We start from the raw sequence: 17,845 nt of genomic DNA, 5'->3' as shown, positions 1-17,845 counted from the left end.
TGGCGCAGCAGGACACGGCAGCCCCGGTGCAGGCCGGGCAGTGGCGGATGCCTGCCGAAACAGCCCGGCAGGAGCGGCTCTGGATGGCGTTTCCCGCCGGCGGCTACACCCTTGGCGAGTCGGCCGGGGCTGCCCACGCAGCCAGGTCCACCTGGGCTGCGGTAGCCAACGCCGCCGTCGAATTCCAGCCCGTCACGATGGTGGTGGATCCCGACGACGTCGACACGGCCCCCGCCTACCTCCACCCTGACGTTGAGGTACTTGCAGCCCCGCTGAATGATGCGTGGATGCGCGACATCGGCCCCACTTTTGTCCTGGACGGCGAGGGAAACCTTGGCGCCGTTGACTGGGTCTTCAACGGCTGGGGCGGACAGGACTGGGCGCAGTGGGACAAAGATGCCCTGGTCGCCGGCGAGGTGGCCGGCCGGTCCGGCGCACACCACATCGTGTCGGCGCTGGTTAACGAGGGCGGCGGCATCCAGGTGGATGGCCAGGGAACGGTCCTCGTTACGGAAACAGTACAGCTGGATCCCGGGCGCAATCCCGGCCTCAGCCGGGCCGACGTCGAGCTGGAACTGGCCCGCACCATCGGCGCCACCCATGTGGTGTGGCTGCCCCGCGGCCTGACCCGGGATTCCGAGCGCTTCGGCACCCGCGGCCACGTGGACATCGTGGCCGCCATTCCCTCCCCCGGCACGCTGCTGGTCCATTCCCAGGGGAACCCCGAACATCCGGACTTCGAGGTCTGCCGGGAAGTCATTGACTTCCTGCGCGGCACCACGGACGCCGCCGGCCGGAAGTGGAACATCATCGAAGTCCCAGCCCCCGAAACGCTCCGGGACGAGGAAGGCTTCGTGGACTACAGCTACATCAACCACGTGGTGGTCAATGGCGGAGTGATCGCCTGCAGCTTCAACGACCCCCAGGACGACAAGGCCCTGCAGATCCTGGCCGAGGCCTACCCCGGACGGCGTATCGTCGCCATTGACGCACGCGAGCTGTTTGCCCGCGGCGGGGGTATCCACTGCATCACCCAACAGCAGCCTGCTGCCTCCCAGAAAGTGGTGTCATGACAGAAACCATCCGCACCGGCACAACCGCCGCAGGCGGGCATGCTCCCGGTACTGCCCACGGAATTACCCCGAAGGGCCTGAAGGGCGGGCAGCTGGGACTCCTCGCCGTCGTCGTTCTTGGCATTTCCACCATCGCCCCCGCCTACACGCTCACCAGTGCGCTGGGCCCCACCGTCAACGAGGCCGGGCTCCAGCTGCCGGTCATCTTCCTCATCGGGTTCATCCCCATGATCCTGGTATCCCTGGCCTACCGGGAGCTCAACGCCGACTCCCCGGACAGCGGCACCACCTTCACCTGGGTGACCAAGGCTTTTGGCCCCTGGGTGGGCTGGATGGGCGGCTGGGGGCTCCTTGCGGCCAACATCATCGTCCTGTCCAACCTGGCCGGCGTCGCCGTCGACTTCTTCTACCTGTTCCTCTCGCAGCTCACGGGGCAGCCGGAGCTGGCAGAGCTGGCGGCCAACAAGCCGCTGAACGTGCTGACCTGCTTTGTGTTCGTGGCCCTGGCCGTCTGGGTCAGCTACCGCGGGATGCACACCACCAAGCTGGTGCAGTATGGCCTGGTGGGGTTCCAGCTGCTGGTCCTTGGCCTGTTCGTGGCCATGGCGTTCGCCAACTGGTCCAGCTCCGAAACAGCCATCCCCTTCAGCTGGGAGTGGTTCGACGTCACCAAGATTGAAACGTTCGGCCAGATCGCCGCCGGCATCTCGCTTTCCATCTTCGTGTACTGGGGCTGGGACGTCTGCCTCACTGTGAATGAGGAAACGGCGAACGGCAAGAAGACTTCCGGCCTGGCCGGCACCCTCACCGCCGTTATCGTCCTGGGCATCTACCTGCTGGTCAGCATCGCCACCATGATGTTCGCCGGTGTGGGCGATACCGGCAATGGCCTGAACAACACCGAAATCCACGAGAACATCTTCACGGCCCTGGCCTCCCCCATCATGGGTCCGTTCGCCATCCTGATGTCCCTTGCAGTGCTGTCCAGTTCCGCTGCTTCCCTGCAGTCCACGTTTATGTCGCCCTCGCGCAGCCTGCTGGCGATGGGCCACTATGGTGCCCTGCCGAAGCCGTTCAGCCGGATCAGCACGAAGTTTGCGACACCGGGCTTCGCCACCGTCGCGGCGGGCGTTATGTCGGCAGGGTTCTACGCCGTGATGCACGTGGTCAGTGAAAACGTCCTCAATGACACCATCCTGGCCCTGGGCCTGATGATCTGCTTCTACTACGGCCTGACGGCCCTGGCTTGCGCCTGGTACTTCCGGCACAGCGTGTTCACCAGCGCCCGCAACTTCGTCCTGCGGCTCCTGTGCCCGGTGCTGGGCGGGGTGGGCCTGTTCGTGGTGTTCGGCCAGACCGCCGTGGACAGCCTTGCCCCCGAGTTCGGCAGCGGCTCCGAGGTGTTCGGCGTGGGACTCGTCTTTGTCCTGGGCATCGGGATCCTGGCCCTGGGTGCGGTGTTTATGCTCATCATGGCCCGGTTGCGCCCAGGCTTCTTCCGCGGCGAAACCCTCAAAAGGGATACTCCGGCCCTGGTTGTCCCGGAGTAGCCCCTAACAGCAGCGCACACAAAGGTGCCGCACCCCCGGTCGTCGGGATGCGGCACCTTTTGTGTTGTGTCACCAGAAGTGGGCTACGTCCACAATCAGCCGTGATCCGGATCCCGGGCCATCGAGCGTGAAGACGCGGTACGGCAGCCGGGCGCGGACGCCCAGACCGACCGTTGTGTAACCTTCAAAGCTGCCCGCCCAGGCGAGTTGACGGAAGGTCTGGTAGCCGTTGACGTTGGACAGTTCGACCGGGTTGGCCGGGCTGTACGTGGCGTTGCCGCTCTCGTCGTAGGACGGGGCGGTCACGGTGACCTGGAGGAACGCCTGCCCCCGGAGAGGAACCGGATTTCCGGAACCGTCCTGTGTCACGGTGTGGACGTAGCGGGCGTTGTAGCCGGCAACATCACCTTTGAGGTCAATCACCATCCGGTCGAAGCAGTAGTGCTGCCCGGTCCGGATGTTGGTGACTGCAGCGGCGCTCATGGTATCAACGGCTTTCGCCTTTGAACCCCACTGGAGGCCGCAATACGATGTGGTTGCCGAGGCGGGCCCCGGAACCAGGATTCCCAGCCCGACAGCCATTAAGAGCGCCGTGAGCCAGATGAGGAGTTTTTTCATTGTGGTGCCATCCATGTTTGGTGGAGCGGTTGGATAGCTCAAGCGTAGGAGCGCAGCACTGCCGAAACGAGGGTTGTGGCCGCTTCGGCGCGGAACCGTGAAGAAGCCGGGATCCGCATCACGCCGCAGTAAATCCGGGCCCCTTTTACCGCCATCCTTAACCGTTCCGGTGCCGTTTCTGGACCCGGCTGTTATGCCGGATAACGACGCCGGAAAGACGAAACAGCGCCGGGCACCCGAGGGGGTGGCCGGCGCTGTTCTTCGGATGGAATTTCAGCCTTCGCAGTCGCGGCAGTACTTCATGCCGTTCTTCTCGCGGGCCACCTGGGACCGGTGGCGGACCAGGAAGCATGAGGAGCAGGTGAACTCATCGGACTGCTCCGGAACAACGATGACCGTCAGCTCCTCATTGGAGAGGTCGGCGCCGGGCAGGTCAATGCCCTCGGCCGTGTCATTTTCATCGAGGTCGATCACTGCCGTCTGCGCATTGCCGCCGCGGGAGGCCTGCAGGGCATCCAGGGAGTCGGCGGGAGACTCTTCTTCTTGCTTGCGTGGAGCATCGTAATCGGTAGCCATTGCATTTCACTTTCGTTGCTGCACAGCGCCATTTCAGGCACCTCAGTGAAGCAGTTTAGGTCATTATGCCTTCACGCGCGCGAAAGTGTGTTCAACCAGACATCCTGCCCTGTTCCGCCGCAGATTCCAGGTGCTTTTCCCGCGCGTGGTCGGCTCCGACTGCCACGCCACTCAAAGCCGGCAGCCAGCCCCAACGCGTCGCATCTGCCATGGCATCTGCTGCCTGGCCCGGGGTGTCGCAGTAGAAGGTATCCGTGAACCAGGCCCGGATACGGGGCGGGAAGTAAGCTGACATGTCCCCGACCGTATGCAGCCAATGTTGTGGCCGCGTTTCGTCCCCGTCTCGCGGATATTAATCCTGCTCTCCTGTTCGAGCGGAGGCCGCATAAATCAGGGCCGCCTCGGCACTCAACAGAAGCTCACCGGGCGTCAAAAAGGAAGCTATTGACCGTCCGCGGAACTGCTCCTAGACTCCGGGCACCGGGATTCCCGGTGACTAGTTGCCGCCCTTCGACGCGGAAGTACCAGCGATGGCCACAGTTCATCAACACGATCCGGAACGCGAAGTCCAGCAGTCCTTGCATGAGTTGCGTGGGCGGCTGCAGGGATCGTTGATCGAGCCACAGGATCCGCTGTACGAGGAAGCCCGGGCGGTGTGGAACGGCATGGTCGATCTGCGCCCCCGCGCCATCGCGAGGGCCGGCGCCGTCCAGGACATCGACGTTGTGCTGGATACTGCGCGGCGCAGCGGCTTGGCGCTGGCGGTCCGCGGCGGAGGGCACAACATTGCCGGCCACAGCAGCGTGGAAGGCGGCCTGGTCCTGGACCTGGGACCACTGCGGGCTGTTCAGGTGGACGTTGAACGCCGGCTCGTCACTGTCGAGCCCGGAGCTACCCTGGCTGACGTAGACCGGGCTACGGCCGCGCATGGGCTGGCTGTTCCGCTGGGAGTCATCAGCGGGACAGGGGTGGCAGGACTCACCCTTGGCGGCGGGGTGGGCTGGCTGACCCGCACCGGAGGCCTCAGCCTGGACAACCTCGAAGCCGCGGACATCATCACCGCGGCCGGCGAGCACCTGCACGCAAGCGCGGGCGAGAACGGTGAACTGTTTTGGGGGCTGCGCGGCGGTGGCGGGAACTTCGGCGTCGTATCCTCTTTCACTTTCCGTGCCATTCCCCTCCCGACAGCACCCCTGGGCGGCAACCTCTTCTACCGGCAACCGCAATGGAAGGCCGTCCTGATAGCCTTCGATGCCTGGACCCGGGACCTGCCCGATGAGATGAACCCGATCATCTCCTTCCTGGTCCTTCCGCCCGAGTTCGGCATGGGCGATGAGCCCTGGATGATTCTCGGATTCGCCTGGGTCGGGGACGACTACCAGGCCGGCCTCACCCTCGTGGACCAACTCCGGGCCGTTGCTCCGCCTGACGAAGAGGAAGTGGGACCGACGTCGTGGCTGGACTGGCAAAGCGCCATGGACGCGGTATTCCCCAAGGGCTCACGTGGCTACTGGAAAAACGTGTCGTTTTCCCGGCTGGACGAGGAGGTGGCCGATGTTGTGGTTGGTTTCGCCTCTGAACTCGCGTGGCAGGGAACCGGCATCGATATCCACCATCTTGAGGGTGTCTTCGGGCGGGTCCCGGAAGACGCGACGGCGTTCCCCAACAGGTCGGCACGCTACTGGCTGAACGTTTACGGCTTTTGGCGCGATGCGGCAGAGGACGTACGGCTGACCGCCTTCGCCCGCAGGGCCTACGCCCGGATGGGGCCGTTCGCCGAGCAGGGAGAATACGTCAACTTCCTGGGGGCGGAGCTGGGGGTCGCGGGGGCGGCTGCCGCGCGCAGTTCTTACGGCCCGGACAAGTACCAGCGGCTTGTTGCACTCAAGGACCGCTATGATCCCCGGAACCTCCTGCGCCTGAACCACAACATCGCACCGACGCGTCTGTGAAAACGTTCCTCAGGACGGACAATCGGAGCCCCCTGTCGGATTCGAACCGACGACCCCCGCTTTACAAGAGCGGTGCTCTGGCCAACTGAGCTAAGGAGGCGTGCCCTTGCGGGCGGCGCCTGAACGGCGCTAGATAAGGTTAGCCCAAGTCCTCCCGGTGGTAAAAACGCCTCGGTTCCCGGCTCCCGCACGGTTCCCGCCGCGCTGAAGCAGGCAAAGGAAAAGCCCGCCTCCGGAAACGATCCGGAAGCGGGCCCCTGGTGCTTGAAGACGACTGTTAGGCCTTGGCGTCAATTGCTGCCTGGATCTCGGCGTTCAGGTCCGTTGCGCCGTCCCACTGCTTGCCGTCGATAAAGACCGTGGGCGTACCGGTGATGCCGGTGTTCGCCGCCAGCTCGGTGGAGTACTTCACGTACGGGCGGAAGGTCTTGTCATCCACGCAGCTGTTGATGTCCGCACCGATGTCGCTGGCGAGCGACTTCAGCTTGTCGTCAGAGAGACCGGCTCCGCCTTCGGCAGGCTGGTTGGCAAAAAGAACGTCTACGTATTCGGCGTACTTTTCCGGTGCCTTGTCGGCTACGCACGCCGCGGCGTTGGCGGCGCGTGAGGAGTAGTTGGTGCTGGACTGGCGGTCCAGGAAGCCCAGCGGACGGTACTCCATGCTGATCTTGCCTTCATTACGGAGCGTGGTGAGGGCTTCGTTGTAGGTGTTTTCAAACCGCAGGCAGACCGGGCAGATGAAGTCGATGTAGGCAATGACCTTTACGGGCTGGCCCGCTTCGGCCTCGGCGCCCGGTGCCACGACCGGGCTGGGCTGCGCATCCGGCTTGGCCGGAAGGTTGGCCATGTCCACCGTCGCCTGGTCTGTCTTCTTGACTTCGGTGTTGGCCAGGAGGGTCACACCACCGTTGACGTTGGCGCCTGCCGGCACCGGGCCCTGGTCTGCAATGGGGGTGTTCTGCCGGATGCCCGTCGTCACCACCAGCGCGATCACCGCCAGGATGGCTACAACGGCCACCACAATCCCCCACCCGATCAACAGCTTGTTGCGCTTGTCCTTTTTCAGCTGGGCTTCACGGATCAGCCGCGCCTTCTCGCGGGCCTCCGCGGTTCGCTCAGCTTTGGACTTACGTACTTCGTTTGCGGGGCTCATGTGTTCCTTGGGTCGATTGACGAGGGGGACCAATTCGTGGCAACCCCACCATTTTAGGGGAGAAAGCTGAGAGCTTGCCTGTTCAAGTATTCTGCCGGATTGACCAACGGACGAATAGCATGGATGATTCCGTCCCGTTAGGGTGGGCAGAGAGGCACAAGCAACCCCAGGGGGCCGCAATGCAAACACCCGTCCAGGAAAAACCTGCCACCACCGCCGACTCCGGCGCCGCCGGCAGCGGGGAAACAAAGTATGAGTTCATGGTGGTCTCGAACAGGCTGCCCGTTGACCGCTGCGCCCCCGGTGAAAGCGGCGACGACGGCTCCGGGTGGCGCCGGTCCCCCGGCGGCCTCGTGACCGCCCTGGCGCCGATGATGACCAAGACCGACGGCGCCTGGGTGGGCTGGCATGGCGCCCCGGATGAGACGGTGGAACCGTTCAGCCACGGCGGCATGGACCTGGTTCCGGTGCAGCTGAGTTCTGACGACGTCGAGCTCTACTACGAGGGTTTCTCCAACGCCACGCTGTGGCCGCTCTACCACGACGTCATCGCCCCGCCCGAATTCCACCGGACCTGGTGGGACGCCTACCGCACGGTCAACAGAAGGTTCGCAGACGCCGTCGTACGCCATGCTGACAAGGACGCCACCGTGTGGATCCAGGACTACCAGCTGCAGCTGGTACCGAAGATGCTCCGGGAAGAGCGGCCGGACCTCCGGATCGGTTTCTTCAACCACATTCCCTTCCCCCCGCCCGAGATCTTCGCCCAGCTGCCCTGGCGCCAGGCCATCATCGACGGCCTCCTCGGCGCGGACCTGGTGGGCTTCCAGCGGCCCAGCGACGCCGGAAACTTCATGCGCTCGGCCCGCCGCTTCCTGGGCGCCAGCGTCAAGCAGCAGCAGGTGCACGTCAAGGGCCAGGACGGGGAAATCACCCACATCGCCAGGGCCCAGGCGTTCCCCATCTCCATCGACGTCCAGCAGATCACGGAGCTGGCCAAAAAACCGGAGATCATTGAGCGGGCCCGCCAGATCCGCCAGGACCTTGGCAACCCGAAAACCATCCTGCTTGGCGTGGACCGCCTTGACTACACCAAAGGCATCCGGCACAGGCTGAAGGCGTTCGAGGAGCTCCTGGCCGACGGCAAGCTGTCCGTCGGCGACGCCACGTTGATCCAGGTGGCCAGCCCCAGCCGCGAGCGCGTTGAGCAGTACCGTCTCCTGCGTGAAGAAGTTGAGGGCACGGTGGGCCACATCAACGGCACCTACGACACCCTCGAGAACACCGCGGTCCGCTACCTGCACCACAGCTACCCGGTGGAGGAGATGGTGGCCCTGTACCTGGCAGCGGACGTCATGCTGGTGACCGCCCTGCGGGACGGCATGAACCTGGTAGCCAAGGAATACGTCACCGCGCGCACCAACAACGACGGCGCCCTGGTGCTCAGCGAGTTCGCCGGTGCCGCCGACCAGCTCAAGCAGGCGCTGCTGATGAACCCGCACGACATCGATGGCCTGAAAAGCGCGATCATGCGGGCTGTCGAGCTGCCGTCCCGCGACGCCTCCCGACGGATGCGGGCCATGCGCAAGCAGATCCTTGAGCACGACGTGGACTACTGGTCTGCCGAGTTCCTCCGTGCCCTGGACGAAAAGGCGGTCCGTGATGACTCCTGACGGCCGGACCGGCAACGGCAAGCTGGCACTGACACCGGAACTTCGCGAGGCCCTTCGGCGAGTCGCTGCCACGGACCATTTACTGGTGGCCATGGATTTCGACGGCACCATGGCTCCGATCGTGGGCCACGCCGACGACGCCCGCCCCCTTCCCCGCGCAGCCACGGCGTTCGCCGGGCTCGCCGTGCTGCCCCGGACGACGACGGCGCTCATCTCCGGGCGTGCCCTCGCCAGCCTGCGCGCCGTCGCGTCGCCGCCGGTTGACACCCTGCTGATAGGCAGCCATGGGGCGGAGGCTTGGCTGGGGCCGGGATCGACAGGACTGACGCTCGATGAGGAGCAAAAGGCCCTGCTCGCCGAGGTCCGCAGCATCCTGGCGGAAATCGTCGAGGAGGCGCCAGGCACCATGCTGGAGGACAAGCCCGCCGGGGTGGTCCTGCACACCCGCCAGGCCGATGACGACGTGGCCCAGGACGCGGTGTCCGCAGCCCGCTCGGTGCTCCAGGACCGCAAGGGCGTCTTCCTCAAGGACGGAAAGCGCGTCCTCGAGACCTCAGTGGTCAACGCCTCCAAGGGCGAGGGGGTCACGTTCCTCCGGCAGGTCACCGGGGCCACAGCCGTCCTGTTTGCCGGCGACGACACCACGGACGAGGATGCGCTGGCACGCCTGGAGACCGGGGACGTGGGCGTGAAGGTGGGCCTGGACTTCACCCAGGCCCAGTACCGCGTGGAGGCCCCGGTGCACGTGGCAGAGATGCTGGAGGTCCTGCTTCAGGAGCGGAGCCTGGCGGTTGCCGAGGAAGACCAGCAGGGCTTTCAGGGCAGAAGTTGAGCAAGGTCATATGTGACCTCCGTAACATTTGCGACTAAAAGCACAACAACTGACATACTCTTGCTTGTGATGTGGCGCACAAGTACCGTGCGGCGTCACTGGGCGCTCTCCAACCTTGGTTGAGGAACGTCTGCAGCACAAAACTGAACAAACATGAACCATTCACAACGGATCGTCCGGCACGTACCTGCCGGTGAAGGGATTGATAACTGTGGCTACAGTTACTTTTGATAACGCTACGCGTCTGTACCCGGGCACAGAAAAGCCCGCCGTCGATAAGCTCAACATCGACATCGCCGATGGCGAATTCCTGGTCCTCGTTGGACCCTCCGGTTGCGGTAAGTCCACCTCCCTGCGCATGCTCGCAGGCCTTGAGGACGTCAACGCAGGCCGCATCCTCATCGGCGACCGCGACGTCACCGACGTTCCGCCGAAGGACCGCGACATCGCGATGGTTTTCCAGAACTACGCGCTGTACCCGCACATGACTGTGGCCGACAACATGGGCTTCGCACTGAAGATCGCCGGCGTCTCCAAGGAAGAGCGCGCCGAGCGCGTCCGTGAAGCCGCCAAGCTCCTTGACCTTGAGCCCTACCTGGACCGCAAGCCGAAGGCACTCTCCGGCGGTCAGCGCCAGCGTGTTGCCATGGGCCGCGCCATCGTCCGTAACCCGCAGGTCTTCCTCATGGATGAGCCGCTTTCCAACCTGGACGCCAAGCTCCGTGTGCAGACCCGCACCCAGATCGCATCCCTGACCCGCCGCCTGGGCGTCACCACCGTTTACGTGACGCACGACCAGGTCGAGGCAATGACCATGGGCGACCGCGTGGCTGTACTGAAGGACGGCCTGCTGATGCAGGTTGACACCCCCCGCAACCTGTACGACAAGCCCAAGAACGTCTTCGTGGCCGGCTTCATCGGCTCCCCCGCCATGAACCTGCTTGAACTGCCCGTCGTCGACGGCGGCGTACAGTTCGGCGGCACGGTTTACCCCGTGCCTCGCAATGTTCTCGAAGAGGCACATGGCTCCACCGTGACGCTGGGCAGCCGTCCGGAAGACCTCGAGACTGTCGCCGCCGGCAATGGCCTCCAGGTTGAGGTCGACGTCGTCGAAGAGCTCGGCGCCGACGCGTACGTCTACGGCCACACCACGCTCGACGGCAAGGACCACGACATCGTGGCACGTGTCGACGGCCGCCGTCCCCCAATGAAGGGCGAGGTCATCTACGTCCGTCCGCAGTCGGGCCACGTGCACCTGTTCGACACCAAGACCGGCCTGCGCCTGGGCGACTAGTCCCCACCGGCACCCTAACCTCGCTCCGCTTCGGCCAGGGAACCCTGCCGGCGTGGGCCCATCCACCGGCACCCTAACCTCGCTCCGCTTCGGCCAGGGAACCCTGCCGGCGTGGGCCCAAGGTAAGCACCGCAATACCGACGGCGGCCTCCTTAACTGGACGGCCGCCGTCGGCCTTTAACTGTGCCCGCAGAAGAATTAGCTGGCCACGCCTATGTACGGAAGAATTGACCCATGACCGAGGAATACAGCGCCCAGTGGCACGACGAACCCACCGACTATGCGCAGGTGGGGAAACTGCCCCGGTTCGTAGCCGCGAGCGCGGACGACGGCAAGCTCGCTTCGGTCTCCAGTTCGCTGAACATCACGGCCGCAGCGGCTGATCCCGAGCTGCTTGACCTGCCGTGGCACATTGCGCTCGAGGACTGGCCTGCGGAGAACCTGGCCGCCCTCCCCCGCGGCATCTCCCGGCACATCGTCCGCTTCGCCCACCTCGGCGGGTCGGTCATCGCCATCAAGGAAACCTCCGAACACGTCGCCCGGCATGAATACCACATGCTCCGCAAACTGGCCCGGCTGGACGTTCCCTGCGTGGAGCCAGTCGCCGTTATCACCGGCCGCACCACCCTGGACGGGCGGCCGCTGAACCCGGTACTGGTCACCCGGCACCTGAAGTTCTCCATGCCGTACCGCGCCCTGTTCTCGCAGATGCTCCGCAAGGACACGCTCACGCGCCTCATCGACGCGCAGGCGCTGCTGATGGTGCGGCTGCACCTGATCGGTTTCTACTGGGGCGACGTTTCCCTGTCCAACACACTGTTCCGCCGCGACGCCGGCGCCTTCGCCGCCTACCTGGTGGACGCCGAAACCGGTGAGCTGTACCCGGACCTGTCCACGGGCCAGCGCGAGTACGACCTCGAAATCGCGCGCGTGAACATCGCCGGCGAGCTGATGGACCTGCTGGACGGTGGGCTGATCGAGGAAAAGGTTGACCCCGTGGCCACGAGTGAGCTGATCATGGACAGCTACCGGCGCCTCTGGGCGGAGCTGACGGAGAAGGAGTCCTTCGAACTCGGTGAGAGGTGGCGCGTGAGTGCCCGAATCCGCCGGCTCAACGAACTCGGCTTCGACGTCGAGGAATACGCCATCAAGACCACCCAAAACGGGTCCACCATCCAACTGCAGCCCAAAGTGGTGGACGCCGGACACCACCAGCGGCGGCTCCTGCGGCTCACGGGTATCGACGCGCAGGAAAACCAGGCCCGCAGGCTCCTTAACGACATGGACTCCTTCCGTGCGGACAACAACCCGGGCATGGACGAGGAATACAGCGCCCATCTCTGGGTCAGCCAGATCTTCGAGCCGATTGTCAGGTCCATCCCGCGGGACCTTTCCGGAAAGCTGGAGCCCGCCGAAGTGGTGCACGAGGTCCTGGAGCACCGCTGGTACATGTCCGAAAAGCAGGAACGGCACATCCCCTTGGCCGAAGCCGTCCAGTCCTACATCGACTCCATCCTCCGGCACCGCCGGGACGAAGCGGCGATCATGCTCAACCCGGACACCGGGATGCTGAAGATCCTCGAGGTGGAAACCGAAGAATCCCGCTACGGCGACGACGAAACCATCGACGAATACCCGGACTCGGACGACTAAGGCTAGATCGCCTTACCGGGATTCAGGATGCCCGCGGGATCGAACAATTCCTTGATCCTGCGCTGGAACTCCCGGACCGGTTCCGGCTGTTCCTGCCCCAGCCACCGCAGCTTGTACTGCCCAACGCCGTGTTCCCCGGTAATGGTTCCGCCCATCTGCAGGGCTGCCGTGATGGATTCATCAAGTACCTGCTGAAGCCGCCCCATGGCGCCGGTATCCACCGTGCTGCCCTTCCGGTCGATCCAGAAGGTGGGGTGAAGGTTCCCGTCGCCGGCGTGGGCCACAACCTTCAGGTGCACGCCGTAGCTGGCGGCCATGGCCTCCAGGGCAGCAACGTAGTCAACCAGGCGGGATCGGGGCACTGCGACGTCCTCTCCCACCCGGTACTCGTCGTCCACTTCCACGCCCCTGCTGTGCCGCCTGAGCTCCACCAGCCGTTCCGCCTCTGCGCTTGCTTCCGTGGTGACGGTTGCCCCGCCGGCCTTCAGGACCTCCCGCACCACGTCCGCCTCGGCTGCAGCACCGAAGCCGTCTGTCTGGATCAGGAGCAGCGACCGGCCGCGCGCCGTAAGGTCCGATCCGTGGATCCCGTCCAGCTGGGCGAGCGTACCGCCGTCGAGCAATTCCATGATGGCAGGCTGCACCCGCGCCCTGCCCACAGCAAGGACCCCGGCGGCGGCGAGACGGAAGTCCGGGTAGAAAGCCGCAACAGTGTGCACTTCGCGGGGAAGATACTTCAGGCGCACGGTCACGCCCACCACAATGCCCAGCGTTCCCTCCGAGCCGACGAACAGGCCGGTCAGGTCATAACCGGCTACGCCCTTGAAGGTCTGGTGGCCGGTATGGATGAGGGAACCGTCAGCCAGCACGACGTCCAGCGCGAGCACCGAATCCCTGGTGACTCCGTACTTGGCGCACCGCAGGCCGCCCGCGTTGGTGGCAACGTTGCCGCCGATGGTGGAGCTGCGGAAGCTGGCTGGGTCCGGCGCGTACATCAGTCCGTGCGGCGCTGCTGCCTCATTCAGCACGGCGTTAATGACACCCGGTTCCACCACGGCTGTTTCGTCGTCGGGATTCAGGTCCAGGATCCGGTCCATGCGCTCAAGGGACAGGATGATGCAGCCTTTGGTGGCGTGGGCACCACCGGAGACTCCCGTTCCGGCGCCCCGCGGCACGACTGGCACGGCACCGTCAGCACAAATCCGTACCACTGCCTGTACGTCCGGCACTGACTCCGGGAACACCACTGCCAGCGGGAGCTGATAGTCGAGAATGGGCGCCTGGTCCACCGCGTACCGAATGAGGGTTGCTTCTGTCCGCTCCACCTGACCGGCGGCCAGCATGGTCTCCAGCTCCTCAACTACGCTTCCCACGAAGCCTCCATCCGTCGTCGCACATGTCCAACCAGTGTAGGACTGTGCCACGGGGCGGCAGCGATGGTCCTCCGCCGGATTGCCCGAGCCGATAAAAATTTTGCAAGCGCTTCCAGCCTTGACCTGCGGAAAGGCGCGCGGTTGCACCTTCACTCCCGCTGCTTGCGGTGGAAGCGTTTCCATTACTGCGCCTGCGCCCCCTAAGCTTGCTTACATGTCTGTCGAAACTGTGACACCCACCACCACGGCCCAGGCCGGGCCGCTGACCTTGGTCCACCCCGAGGACAGCCAGCCCGGCTGGTGGCGCTCCGCCGTGATCTACCAGGTGTACCCACGCTCGTTCCGCGACCTCAACGGCGACGGCGTCGGAGACCTCGCGGGGATCACGGAGGAACTGCCCCACCTGGCGGACCTCGGAGTCGACGCCGTATGGCTGTCCCCCTTCTACCGCTCGCCCCAGCGCGACGCCGGTTACGACGTCAGCGACTACTGCGACGTGGACCCGATCTTCGGCACCCTCGGGGACTTCGACGTCATGATGGCCGAATCCCACCGGCTGGGTCTGCGCGTCATCGTGGACCTGGTGCCCAACCACTGCTCGGACCAGCACCCGCTGTTCCAGGCAGCCCTCGCGGCGCCGGCCGGCAGCCCGGAACGGGAGATGTTTATCTTCCGCGACGGCCATGGGCCTGGCGGCCATGAACCGCCCAACAACTGGCAGTCCCACTTCGGCGGACCCGCCTGGACCCGGGTAACCGGGCCCGACGGCCAGCCGGAGCAGTGGTACCTGCACCTTTTTGATTCCTCCCAGCCCGACTTCAACTGGGACAACCCCGCCGTGCATGCGGAATTCGAACGGATTCTCCGGTTCTGGCTGGACCGCGGAGTTTCCGGTTTCCGTGTGGACGTGGCCCACGCGCTGGTCAAGGCCCCGGGTCTGCCAGCCTGGGGAGGACGTGCCGACGGCGGAAGTTCGGACGGCTTCCCGGGTCACGAGGCACCGATGTTCGGCCAGCCGGCCATCCATGACATCTACCGTGAGTGGCGCAGGATCCTGGACCAGTACGGGCCGGACCGGATTCTTTGCGCAGAGGCCAGCGTTGACCTCCACCGGCTTGCGCAGTGGGTCAGGCCGGACGAGATGCACCAGGCCTTCAACTTCCCCTACCTGCACGCAGGGCTGGACGTCTACCGGCTGCGCTCTGTCATCACGGACTCCCTGACGGTCCTGGACGCTGTGGGTGCTCCCAGCACCTGGGTGCTTTCCAACCACGACGTCGTCCGGCACGCCAGCCGCTTTGGCTATAACGGGCAGGGGCCCCGCGATGGTGACGGGATCGGCCCGGCAGACCCGCAGCCGGATGTCCCCTTGGGCCGGCAACGAGCCGCTGCTGCCTCGCTGTTTATGCTCGGGCTTCCGGGGGCGGCCTATGTCTACCAGGGTGAGGAACTGGGACTGCCCGACGGCATCGACATCCCTGAGCACCTCCGCCAGGACCCTACGTTCGCCAGAACGGGCGGGGAACGGCTGGGCAGGGACGGCTGCCGCGTTCCGTTGCCGTGGCGCGCTGCTGAACCCCACCTCGGATTCGGGTCCGGGAGCGACCCTTGGCTGCCGCTGCCCTCCTCATTCAGCGGATTGGCGCGGGACCTGCAAGCGGACTCGCCGTCGTCGCACCTTGCCCTGTACCGGCGCATGCTGGCGGTCCGCCGTGAGCTGGACCTGGGGCGTGGGTCATTGGCGTGGGCGGAGGACTGGTGCACAGGTTCATCCCTGACTTATGTCAACGGCACTACGCTGGTGCTTATGAACCTCAACCACGAGCCGCTGGAAATGCCTGCAGGACAGATCCTCGTCCGAAGCACCTCATCAGCCACGGACCATCTCCTTGCTTCCGGCGAAACCGCCTGGATCAGGATTGGGACGGACGCCGCGGCAGAGTGAGTATGGCGGGCATCAAGGATGTTGCTGACAAGGCGGGCCTGTCCGTAGCCACCGTCTCGCGGGCATTGAGCGGCAAAACAAACGTCTCGGCCAAGAGCCGGAAGCTGGCGCTGGAAGCGGCAGCGGAACTGGGGTTCGTCCCGTCCTATCACGCCTCCAGCCTTGCTTCCGGGCGGAACCACAACATTGGCATTGTGGTTCCCGCTATCCACCGCTGGTACTTCTCCTCAGTTCTCGAGGGTGTTTCCGAGATCCTTCTGGAGGCCGGCTACGACCTGACGCTGTACAACGTGGGTCACGAGCCCGAGCACCGTCACCGCGTGCTCAACGACTTCCTGCTCCGGAAGCGCCTCGACGCGGTCATCGCCGTTGCGCTGGTGCTCACCGACGCGGAGATCCAGCAACTGCTGGCCGTCCACCGCCCCATCGTGGGCATCGGCGGCGCTTTGCCCGGGGCGTCGACCATCAGGATCGACGACGAGCGGCTGGCCGGCGCGGCCACCGACCATCTGATACGGCTGGGACATACCCGGATAGCCCACGTCACCGGCAATGCGGCCCTCGACCAGGACTTTAAGCTGCCGGGCATCAGGCAGACCGGCTACCAGAAAGCCATGACGGCCGCAGACTTGGTTGCCCGCACTGAATGGCAAATCGCCGCCGACTTCACCGTCCAGGGGGCATACGCCGCTGCCCGCCAGCTGTTGGGCACTACCGCGGAACGCCCCACAGCGGTCTTCGCTGCCTCGGACGAAATGGCTGTCGGCACTATCCTCGCCGCCCGCGACTTCGGTTTGCACGTTCCACGGGACCTCTCGGTGGTGGGAATGGACGGCCACGAATTGGGTGAAACGTTCGGCCTGACCACCATCGACCAGGACCCCCGCGGGCAGGGCGCTTTGGCAGCCCGGACTGCGCTGCAGTTGCTTGAGCCCGCGGTCGAACCCGGCAACGGACAACAAGCCCCCGAAGCGGATCAGGAGTTCCCGACGGAGTTCGTGATCAGGACCAGCACGGCGGTGCCGCCTGCCTGATACGGGACCGCCTCAGCCTTTGGCCTCCCCGGCATCGGGGACGCCCATAAAGCGGCAGTACTTGGCAAGAATCAGCGGCCAGGCTGCAAGGTAGTGTGCGCGCTCAGCGGCCGGGTTCTCGGCCCCTTCCCAGCCCTCGTGGAACACCCGTACTTCCGTCCCGTCCTCCACTGCCCGGAAGACCACAAGCAGTTCGGTGGACCACAGGGCGCTGGAGCCGGGGTGCCATGTCGCGTGGAAGGACAGCGGCGGGTGCCAGTCGTCGAGTGTGCCCCAGATGCTGGTCCTGCCGTCATCAGCTGTTTCGAGGATGAGGTTCTCCTCGAACTCCACATAGGAGCCAGCGCCGTACACACCGAACGTTTCCAGCGGCCACCAGAGGTGGGTGTGGTCGGTGAAGCCGGCGAAGGCGTGTGAAACGCTTCCAGGCACGATCACGGTGTTGACCACGGGTTCGAGGAGCTCGATGGAGCTGCTGTCATTGCTTCCGAACGGCTCGCTGCCGTGGCTGAAGAGGCTATCCATGGTGCTCAACTCTACCCGCGCCGCCCACTGCAACGCCCCAACGCCTCCCGCGGCTTTCCGGGGGACGCCCCATCACCTCCTTCGGACATCCAGGTGACGCCGCATCACCTCCTGCAGGTTCCCGGGGACGCGCCATCACCTCCTGCGGCTTTTCGTCGACGCTCTGGCAGTTTTCCCGGGTTTTGGGTTGGCGGGCCGGCAGTGTTTGGAGGGGAGTTCGACGGCGTGCTGCCGCGCGAGGTGATGGCGCGTCGCAGCGCCGGCAGCGGGAGGTGATGGCGGGTTCCACCGTTTCCTGCGGGAGGTGATGGCGGGTTCGGCCGTGGGGGCCCTGGATGTGGCGGGTGTTTGTGGGTTAAATGCGGCAGGGCCCTGACGTCTTTTGTCAGGGCCCTGCTCTAATTTATGTCCGGCGGTGACCTACTCTCCCACACCCTCCCGGGTGCAGTACCATCGGCGCTGTGGGTCTTAGCTTCCGGGTTCGGAATGGGACCGGGCGTTTCCCCCACGCTATGACCGCCGTAACCCTTGCTCCACACCCCGTGTGGTGATGCCTGGGGTGGGAAATCTGGTGGTTACAACATTGTGGTGTTG

16 protein-coding genes, 1 tRNA gene and 1 rRNA gene are annotated in these 17,845 nt (G+C 65.0%); 10 read left to right on the top strand and 8 right to left on the bottom strand.

From position 1 onward, the window contains the following. Nucleotides 1-47 precede the first annotated feature (47 nt). Entirely contained in the window at nt 48-1,073 is a 1,026-nt protein-coding gene (locus M1D93_RS04735) for an agmatine deiminase family protein (protein WP_461174927.1), read from the top strand. Next, nucleotides 1,070-2,623 carry an APC family permease gene (locus tag M1D93_RS04730; RefSeq protein ID WP_461174011.1) on the top strand — a complete coding sequence of 518 codons (1,554 nt, stop codon included), beginning with the start codon at nt 1,070-1,072 and terminating at the stop codon, nt 2,621-2,623. Before M1D93_RS04735 ends, M1D93_RS04730 begins: the two co-directional genes overlap by 4 nt. A 69-nt stretch (nt 2,624-2,692) precedes the next feature. On the opposite strand, the gene M1D93_RS04725 is transcribed toward M1D93_RS04730, so the two are convergent. The 3 genes from M1D93_RS04725 to M1D93_RS04715 form a co-directional block, all read right to left on the bottom strand. Further along, the gene (locus M1D93_RS04725; protein WP_461174010.1) at nt 2,693-3,241 is read right to left on the bottom strand and encodes an AMIN-like domain-containing (lipo)protein; all 549 of its coding nucleotides are present in this window, start codon (nt 3,239-3,241) and stop codon (nt 2,693-2,695) included. A 273-nt stretch (nt 3,242-3,514) separates the two neighbouring features. Further along, nucleotides 3,515-3,817 (bottom strand): DUF4193 domain-containing protein, encoded by a 303-nt coding sequence (locus tag M1D93_RS04720; RefSeq protein ID WP_461174009.1) that lies wholly within the window; start codon nt 3,815-3,817, stop codon nt 3,515-3,517. Nucleotides 3,818-3,908: 91 nt separating this feature from the next. Further along, a complete protein-coding gene (locus tag M1D93_RS04715; protein WP_461174008.1) occupies nt 3,909-4,112 on the bottom strand; it encodes a hypothetical protein in 204 nt (67 codons plus the stop codon). A gap of 235 nt (nt 4,113-4,347) precedes the next feature. Here M1D93_RS04715 and M1D93_RS04710 point away from each other — a divergent pair, with 235 nt between their 5' ends. Continuing rightward, a complete protein-coding gene (locus M1D93_RS04710) occupies nt 4,348-5,769 on the top strand; it encodes an FAD-binding oxidoreductase (protein WP_461174007.1) in 1,422 nt (473 codons plus the stop codon). Nucleotides 5,770-5,795: 26 nt separating this feature from the next. On the opposite strand, the gene M1D93_RS04705 is transcribed toward M1D93_RS04710, so the two are convergent. Together M1D93_RS04705 and M1D93_RS04700 are read right to left on the bottom strand one after the other, a co-directional pair. Then, a tRNA-Thr gene (locus tag M1D93_RS04705) sits at nt 5,796-5,869 on the bottom strand. A gap of 177 nt (nt 5,870-6,046) precedes the next feature. After that, nucleotides 6,047-6,922, bottom strand: a complete 876-nt coding sequence (locus M1D93_RS04700) for a DsbA family protein (protein ID WP_461174006.1) — start codon at nt 6,920-6,922, stop codon at nt 6,047-6,049. Nucleotides 6,923-7,101: 179 nt separating this feature from the next. Here M1D93_RS04700 and M1D93_RS04695 point away from each other — a divergent pair, with 179 nt between their 5' ends. The 5 genes from M1D93_RS04695 to M1D93_RS04675 all read left to right on the top strand — a co-directional run bounded on the left by M1D93_RS04695 (nt 7,102) and on the right by M1D93_RS04675 (nt 12,374). Further along, the gene (locus M1D93_RS04695; protein WP_461174005.1) at nt 7,102-8,595 is read left to right on the top strand and encodes an alpha,alpha-trehalose-phosphate synthase (UDP-forming); all 1,494 of its coding nucleotides are present in this window, start codon (nt 7,102-7,104) and stop codon (nt 8,593-8,595) included. Continuing rightward, a complete protein-coding gene (otsB, locus tag M1D93_RS04690) occupies nt 8,585-9,427 on the top strand; it encodes a trehalose-phosphatase (RefSeq protein ID WP_461174004.1) in 843 nt (280 codons plus the stop codon). Before M1D93_RS04695 ends, otsB begins: the two co-directional genes overlap by 11 nt. Before the next feature lie 211 nt (nt 9,428-9,638). Beyond that, on the top strand, nt 9,639-10,721 hold the full coding sequence (locus M1D93_RS04685; protein WP_461174003.1) for an ABC transporter ATP-binding protein: 1,083 nt from the start codon (nt 9,639-9,641) through the stop codon (nt 10,719-10,721). Nucleotides 10,722-10,773: 52 nt separating this feature from the next. Beyond that, nucleotides 10,774-10,902, top strand: coding sequence for a hypothetical protein (locus tag M1D93_RS04680; RefSeq protein WP_461174002.1), 129 nt, complete (start codon nt 10,774-10,776; stop codon nt 10,900-10,902). A gap of 53 nt (nt 10,903-10,955) precedes the next feature. Next, nucleotides 10,956-12,374, top strand: coding sequence for a DUF4032 domain-containing protein (locus M1D93_RS04675; RefSeq protein WP_461174001.1), 1,419 nt, complete (start codon nt 10,956-10,958; stop codon nt 12,372-12,374). A 2-nt stretch (nt 12,375-12,376) separates the two neighbouring features. On the opposite strand, the gene M1D93_RS04670 is transcribed toward M1D93_RS04675, so the two are convergent. Further along, complete coding sequence (locus M1D93_RS04670) at nt 12,377-13,717, bottom strand: FAD-binding oxidoreductase (RefSeq protein WP_461174926.1); 1,341 nt, start codon at nt 13,715-13,717, stop codon at nt 12,377-12,379. Between the two features lie 244 nt (nt 13,718-13,961). Here M1D93_RS04670 and M1D93_RS04665 point away from each other — a divergent pair, with 244 nt between their 5' ends. Beyond that, the gene (locus tag M1D93_RS04665; protein WP_461174000.1) at nt 13,962-15,692 is read left to right on the top strand and encodes a glycoside hydrolase family 13 protein; all 1,731 of its coding nucleotides are present in this window, start codon (nt 13,962-13,964) and stop codon (nt 15,690-15,692) included. A 2-nt stretch (nt 15,693-15,694) separates the two neighbouring features. After that, nucleotides 15,695-16,726 carry a LacI family DNA-binding transcriptional regulator gene (locus M1D93_RS04660; RefSeq protein WP_461173999.1) on the top strand — a complete coding sequence of 344 codons (1,032 nt, stop codon included), beginning with the start codon at nt 15,695-15,697 and terminating at the stop codon, nt 16,724-16,726. A gap of 12 nt (nt 16,727-16,738) precedes the next feature. Here the strand turns inward: M1D93_RS04660 and M1D93_RS04655 are convergent, their stop codons facing one another. Both M1D93_RS04655 and rrf read right to left on the bottom strand, forming a co-directional pair. Next, nucleotides 16,739-17,251 (bottom strand): SRPBCC family protein, encoded by a 513-nt coding sequence (locus M1D93_RS04655; RefSeq protein WP_461173998.1) that lies wholly within the window; start codon nt 17,249-17,251, stop codon nt 16,739-16,741. A 407-nt stretch (nt 17,252-17,658) separates the two neighbouring features. Beyond that, nucleotides 17,659-17,775: ribosomal RNA gene (gene rrf / locus M1D93_RS04650) — 5S ribosomal RNA — on the bottom strand. Nucleotides 17,776-17,845: the final 70 nt, after the last annotated feature.

Source organism: Arthrobacter sp. Z1-9, from assembly GCF_054792695.1.
The sequence above is the reverse complement of the archived record's forward strand: the minus strand, read 5'-3'. Positions and strand labels throughout refer to the sequence as shown.

What these genes read in the sequence shown, in the direction of transcription:
- M1D93_RS04735 (WP_461174927.1), top strand. Translation starts at nt 48, where the DNA reads ATGCCTGCCGAAACAGCCCGGCAGGAGCGGCTCTGGATGGCGTTTCCC.
- M1D93_RS04730 (WP_461174011.1), top strand. Translation starts at nt 1,070, where the DNA reads ATGACAGAAACCATCCGCACCGGCACAACCGCCGCAGGCGGGCATGCT.
- M1D93_RS04725 (WP_461174010.1), bottom strand. Translation starts at nt 3,241, where the DNA reads ATGAAAAAACTCCTCATCTGGCTCACGGCGCTCTTAATGGCTGTCGGG.
- M1D93_RS04720 (WP_461174009.1), bottom strand. Translation starts at nt 3,817, where the DNA reads ATGGCTACCGATTACGATGCTCCACGCAAGCAAGAAGAAGAGTCTCCC.
- M1D93_RS04715 (WP_461174008.1), bottom strand. Translation starts at nt 4,112, where the DNA reads ATGTCAGCTTACTTCCCGCCCCGTATCCGGGCCTGGTTCACGGATACC.
- M1D93_RS04710 (WP_461174007.1), top strand. Translation starts at nt 4,348, where the DNA reads ATGGCCACAGTTCATCAACACGATCCGGAACGCGAAGTCCAGCAGTCC.
- M1D93_RS04700 (WP_461174006.1), bottom strand. Translation starts at nt 6,922, where the DNA reads ATGAGCCCCGCAAACGAAGTACGTAAGTCCAAAGCTGAGCGAACCGCG.
- M1D93_RS04695 (WP_461174005.1), top strand. Translation starts at nt 7,102, where the DNA reads ATGCAAACACCCGTCCAGGAAAAACCTGCCACCACCGCCGACTCCGGC.
- otsB (WP_461174004.1), top strand. Translation starts at nt 8,585, where the DNA reads ATGACTCCTGACGGCCGGACCGGCAACGGCAAGCTGGCACTGACACCG.
- M1D93_RS04675 (WP_461174001.1), top strand. Translation starts at nt 10,956, where the DNA reads ATGACCGAGGAATACAGCGCCCAGTGGCACGACGAACCCACCGACTAT.
- M1D93_RS04670 (WP_461174926.1), bottom strand. Translation starts at nt 13,717, where the DNA reads ATGCTGGCCGCCGGTCAGGTGGAGCGGACAGAAGCAACCCTCATTCGG.
- M1D93_RS04665 (WP_461174000.1), top strand. Translation starts at nt 13,962, where the DNA reads ATGTCTGTCGAAACTGTGACACCCACCACCACGGCCCAGGCCGGGCCG.
- M1D93_RS04660 (WP_461173999.1), top strand. Translation starts at nt 15,695, where the DNA reads ATGGCGGGCATCAAGGATGTTGCTGACAAGGCGGGCCTGTCCGTAGCC.
- M1D93_RS04655 (WP_461173998.1), bottom strand. Translation starts at nt 17,251, where the DNA reads ATGGATAGCCTCTTCAGCCACGGCAGCGAGCCGTTCGGAAGCAATGAC.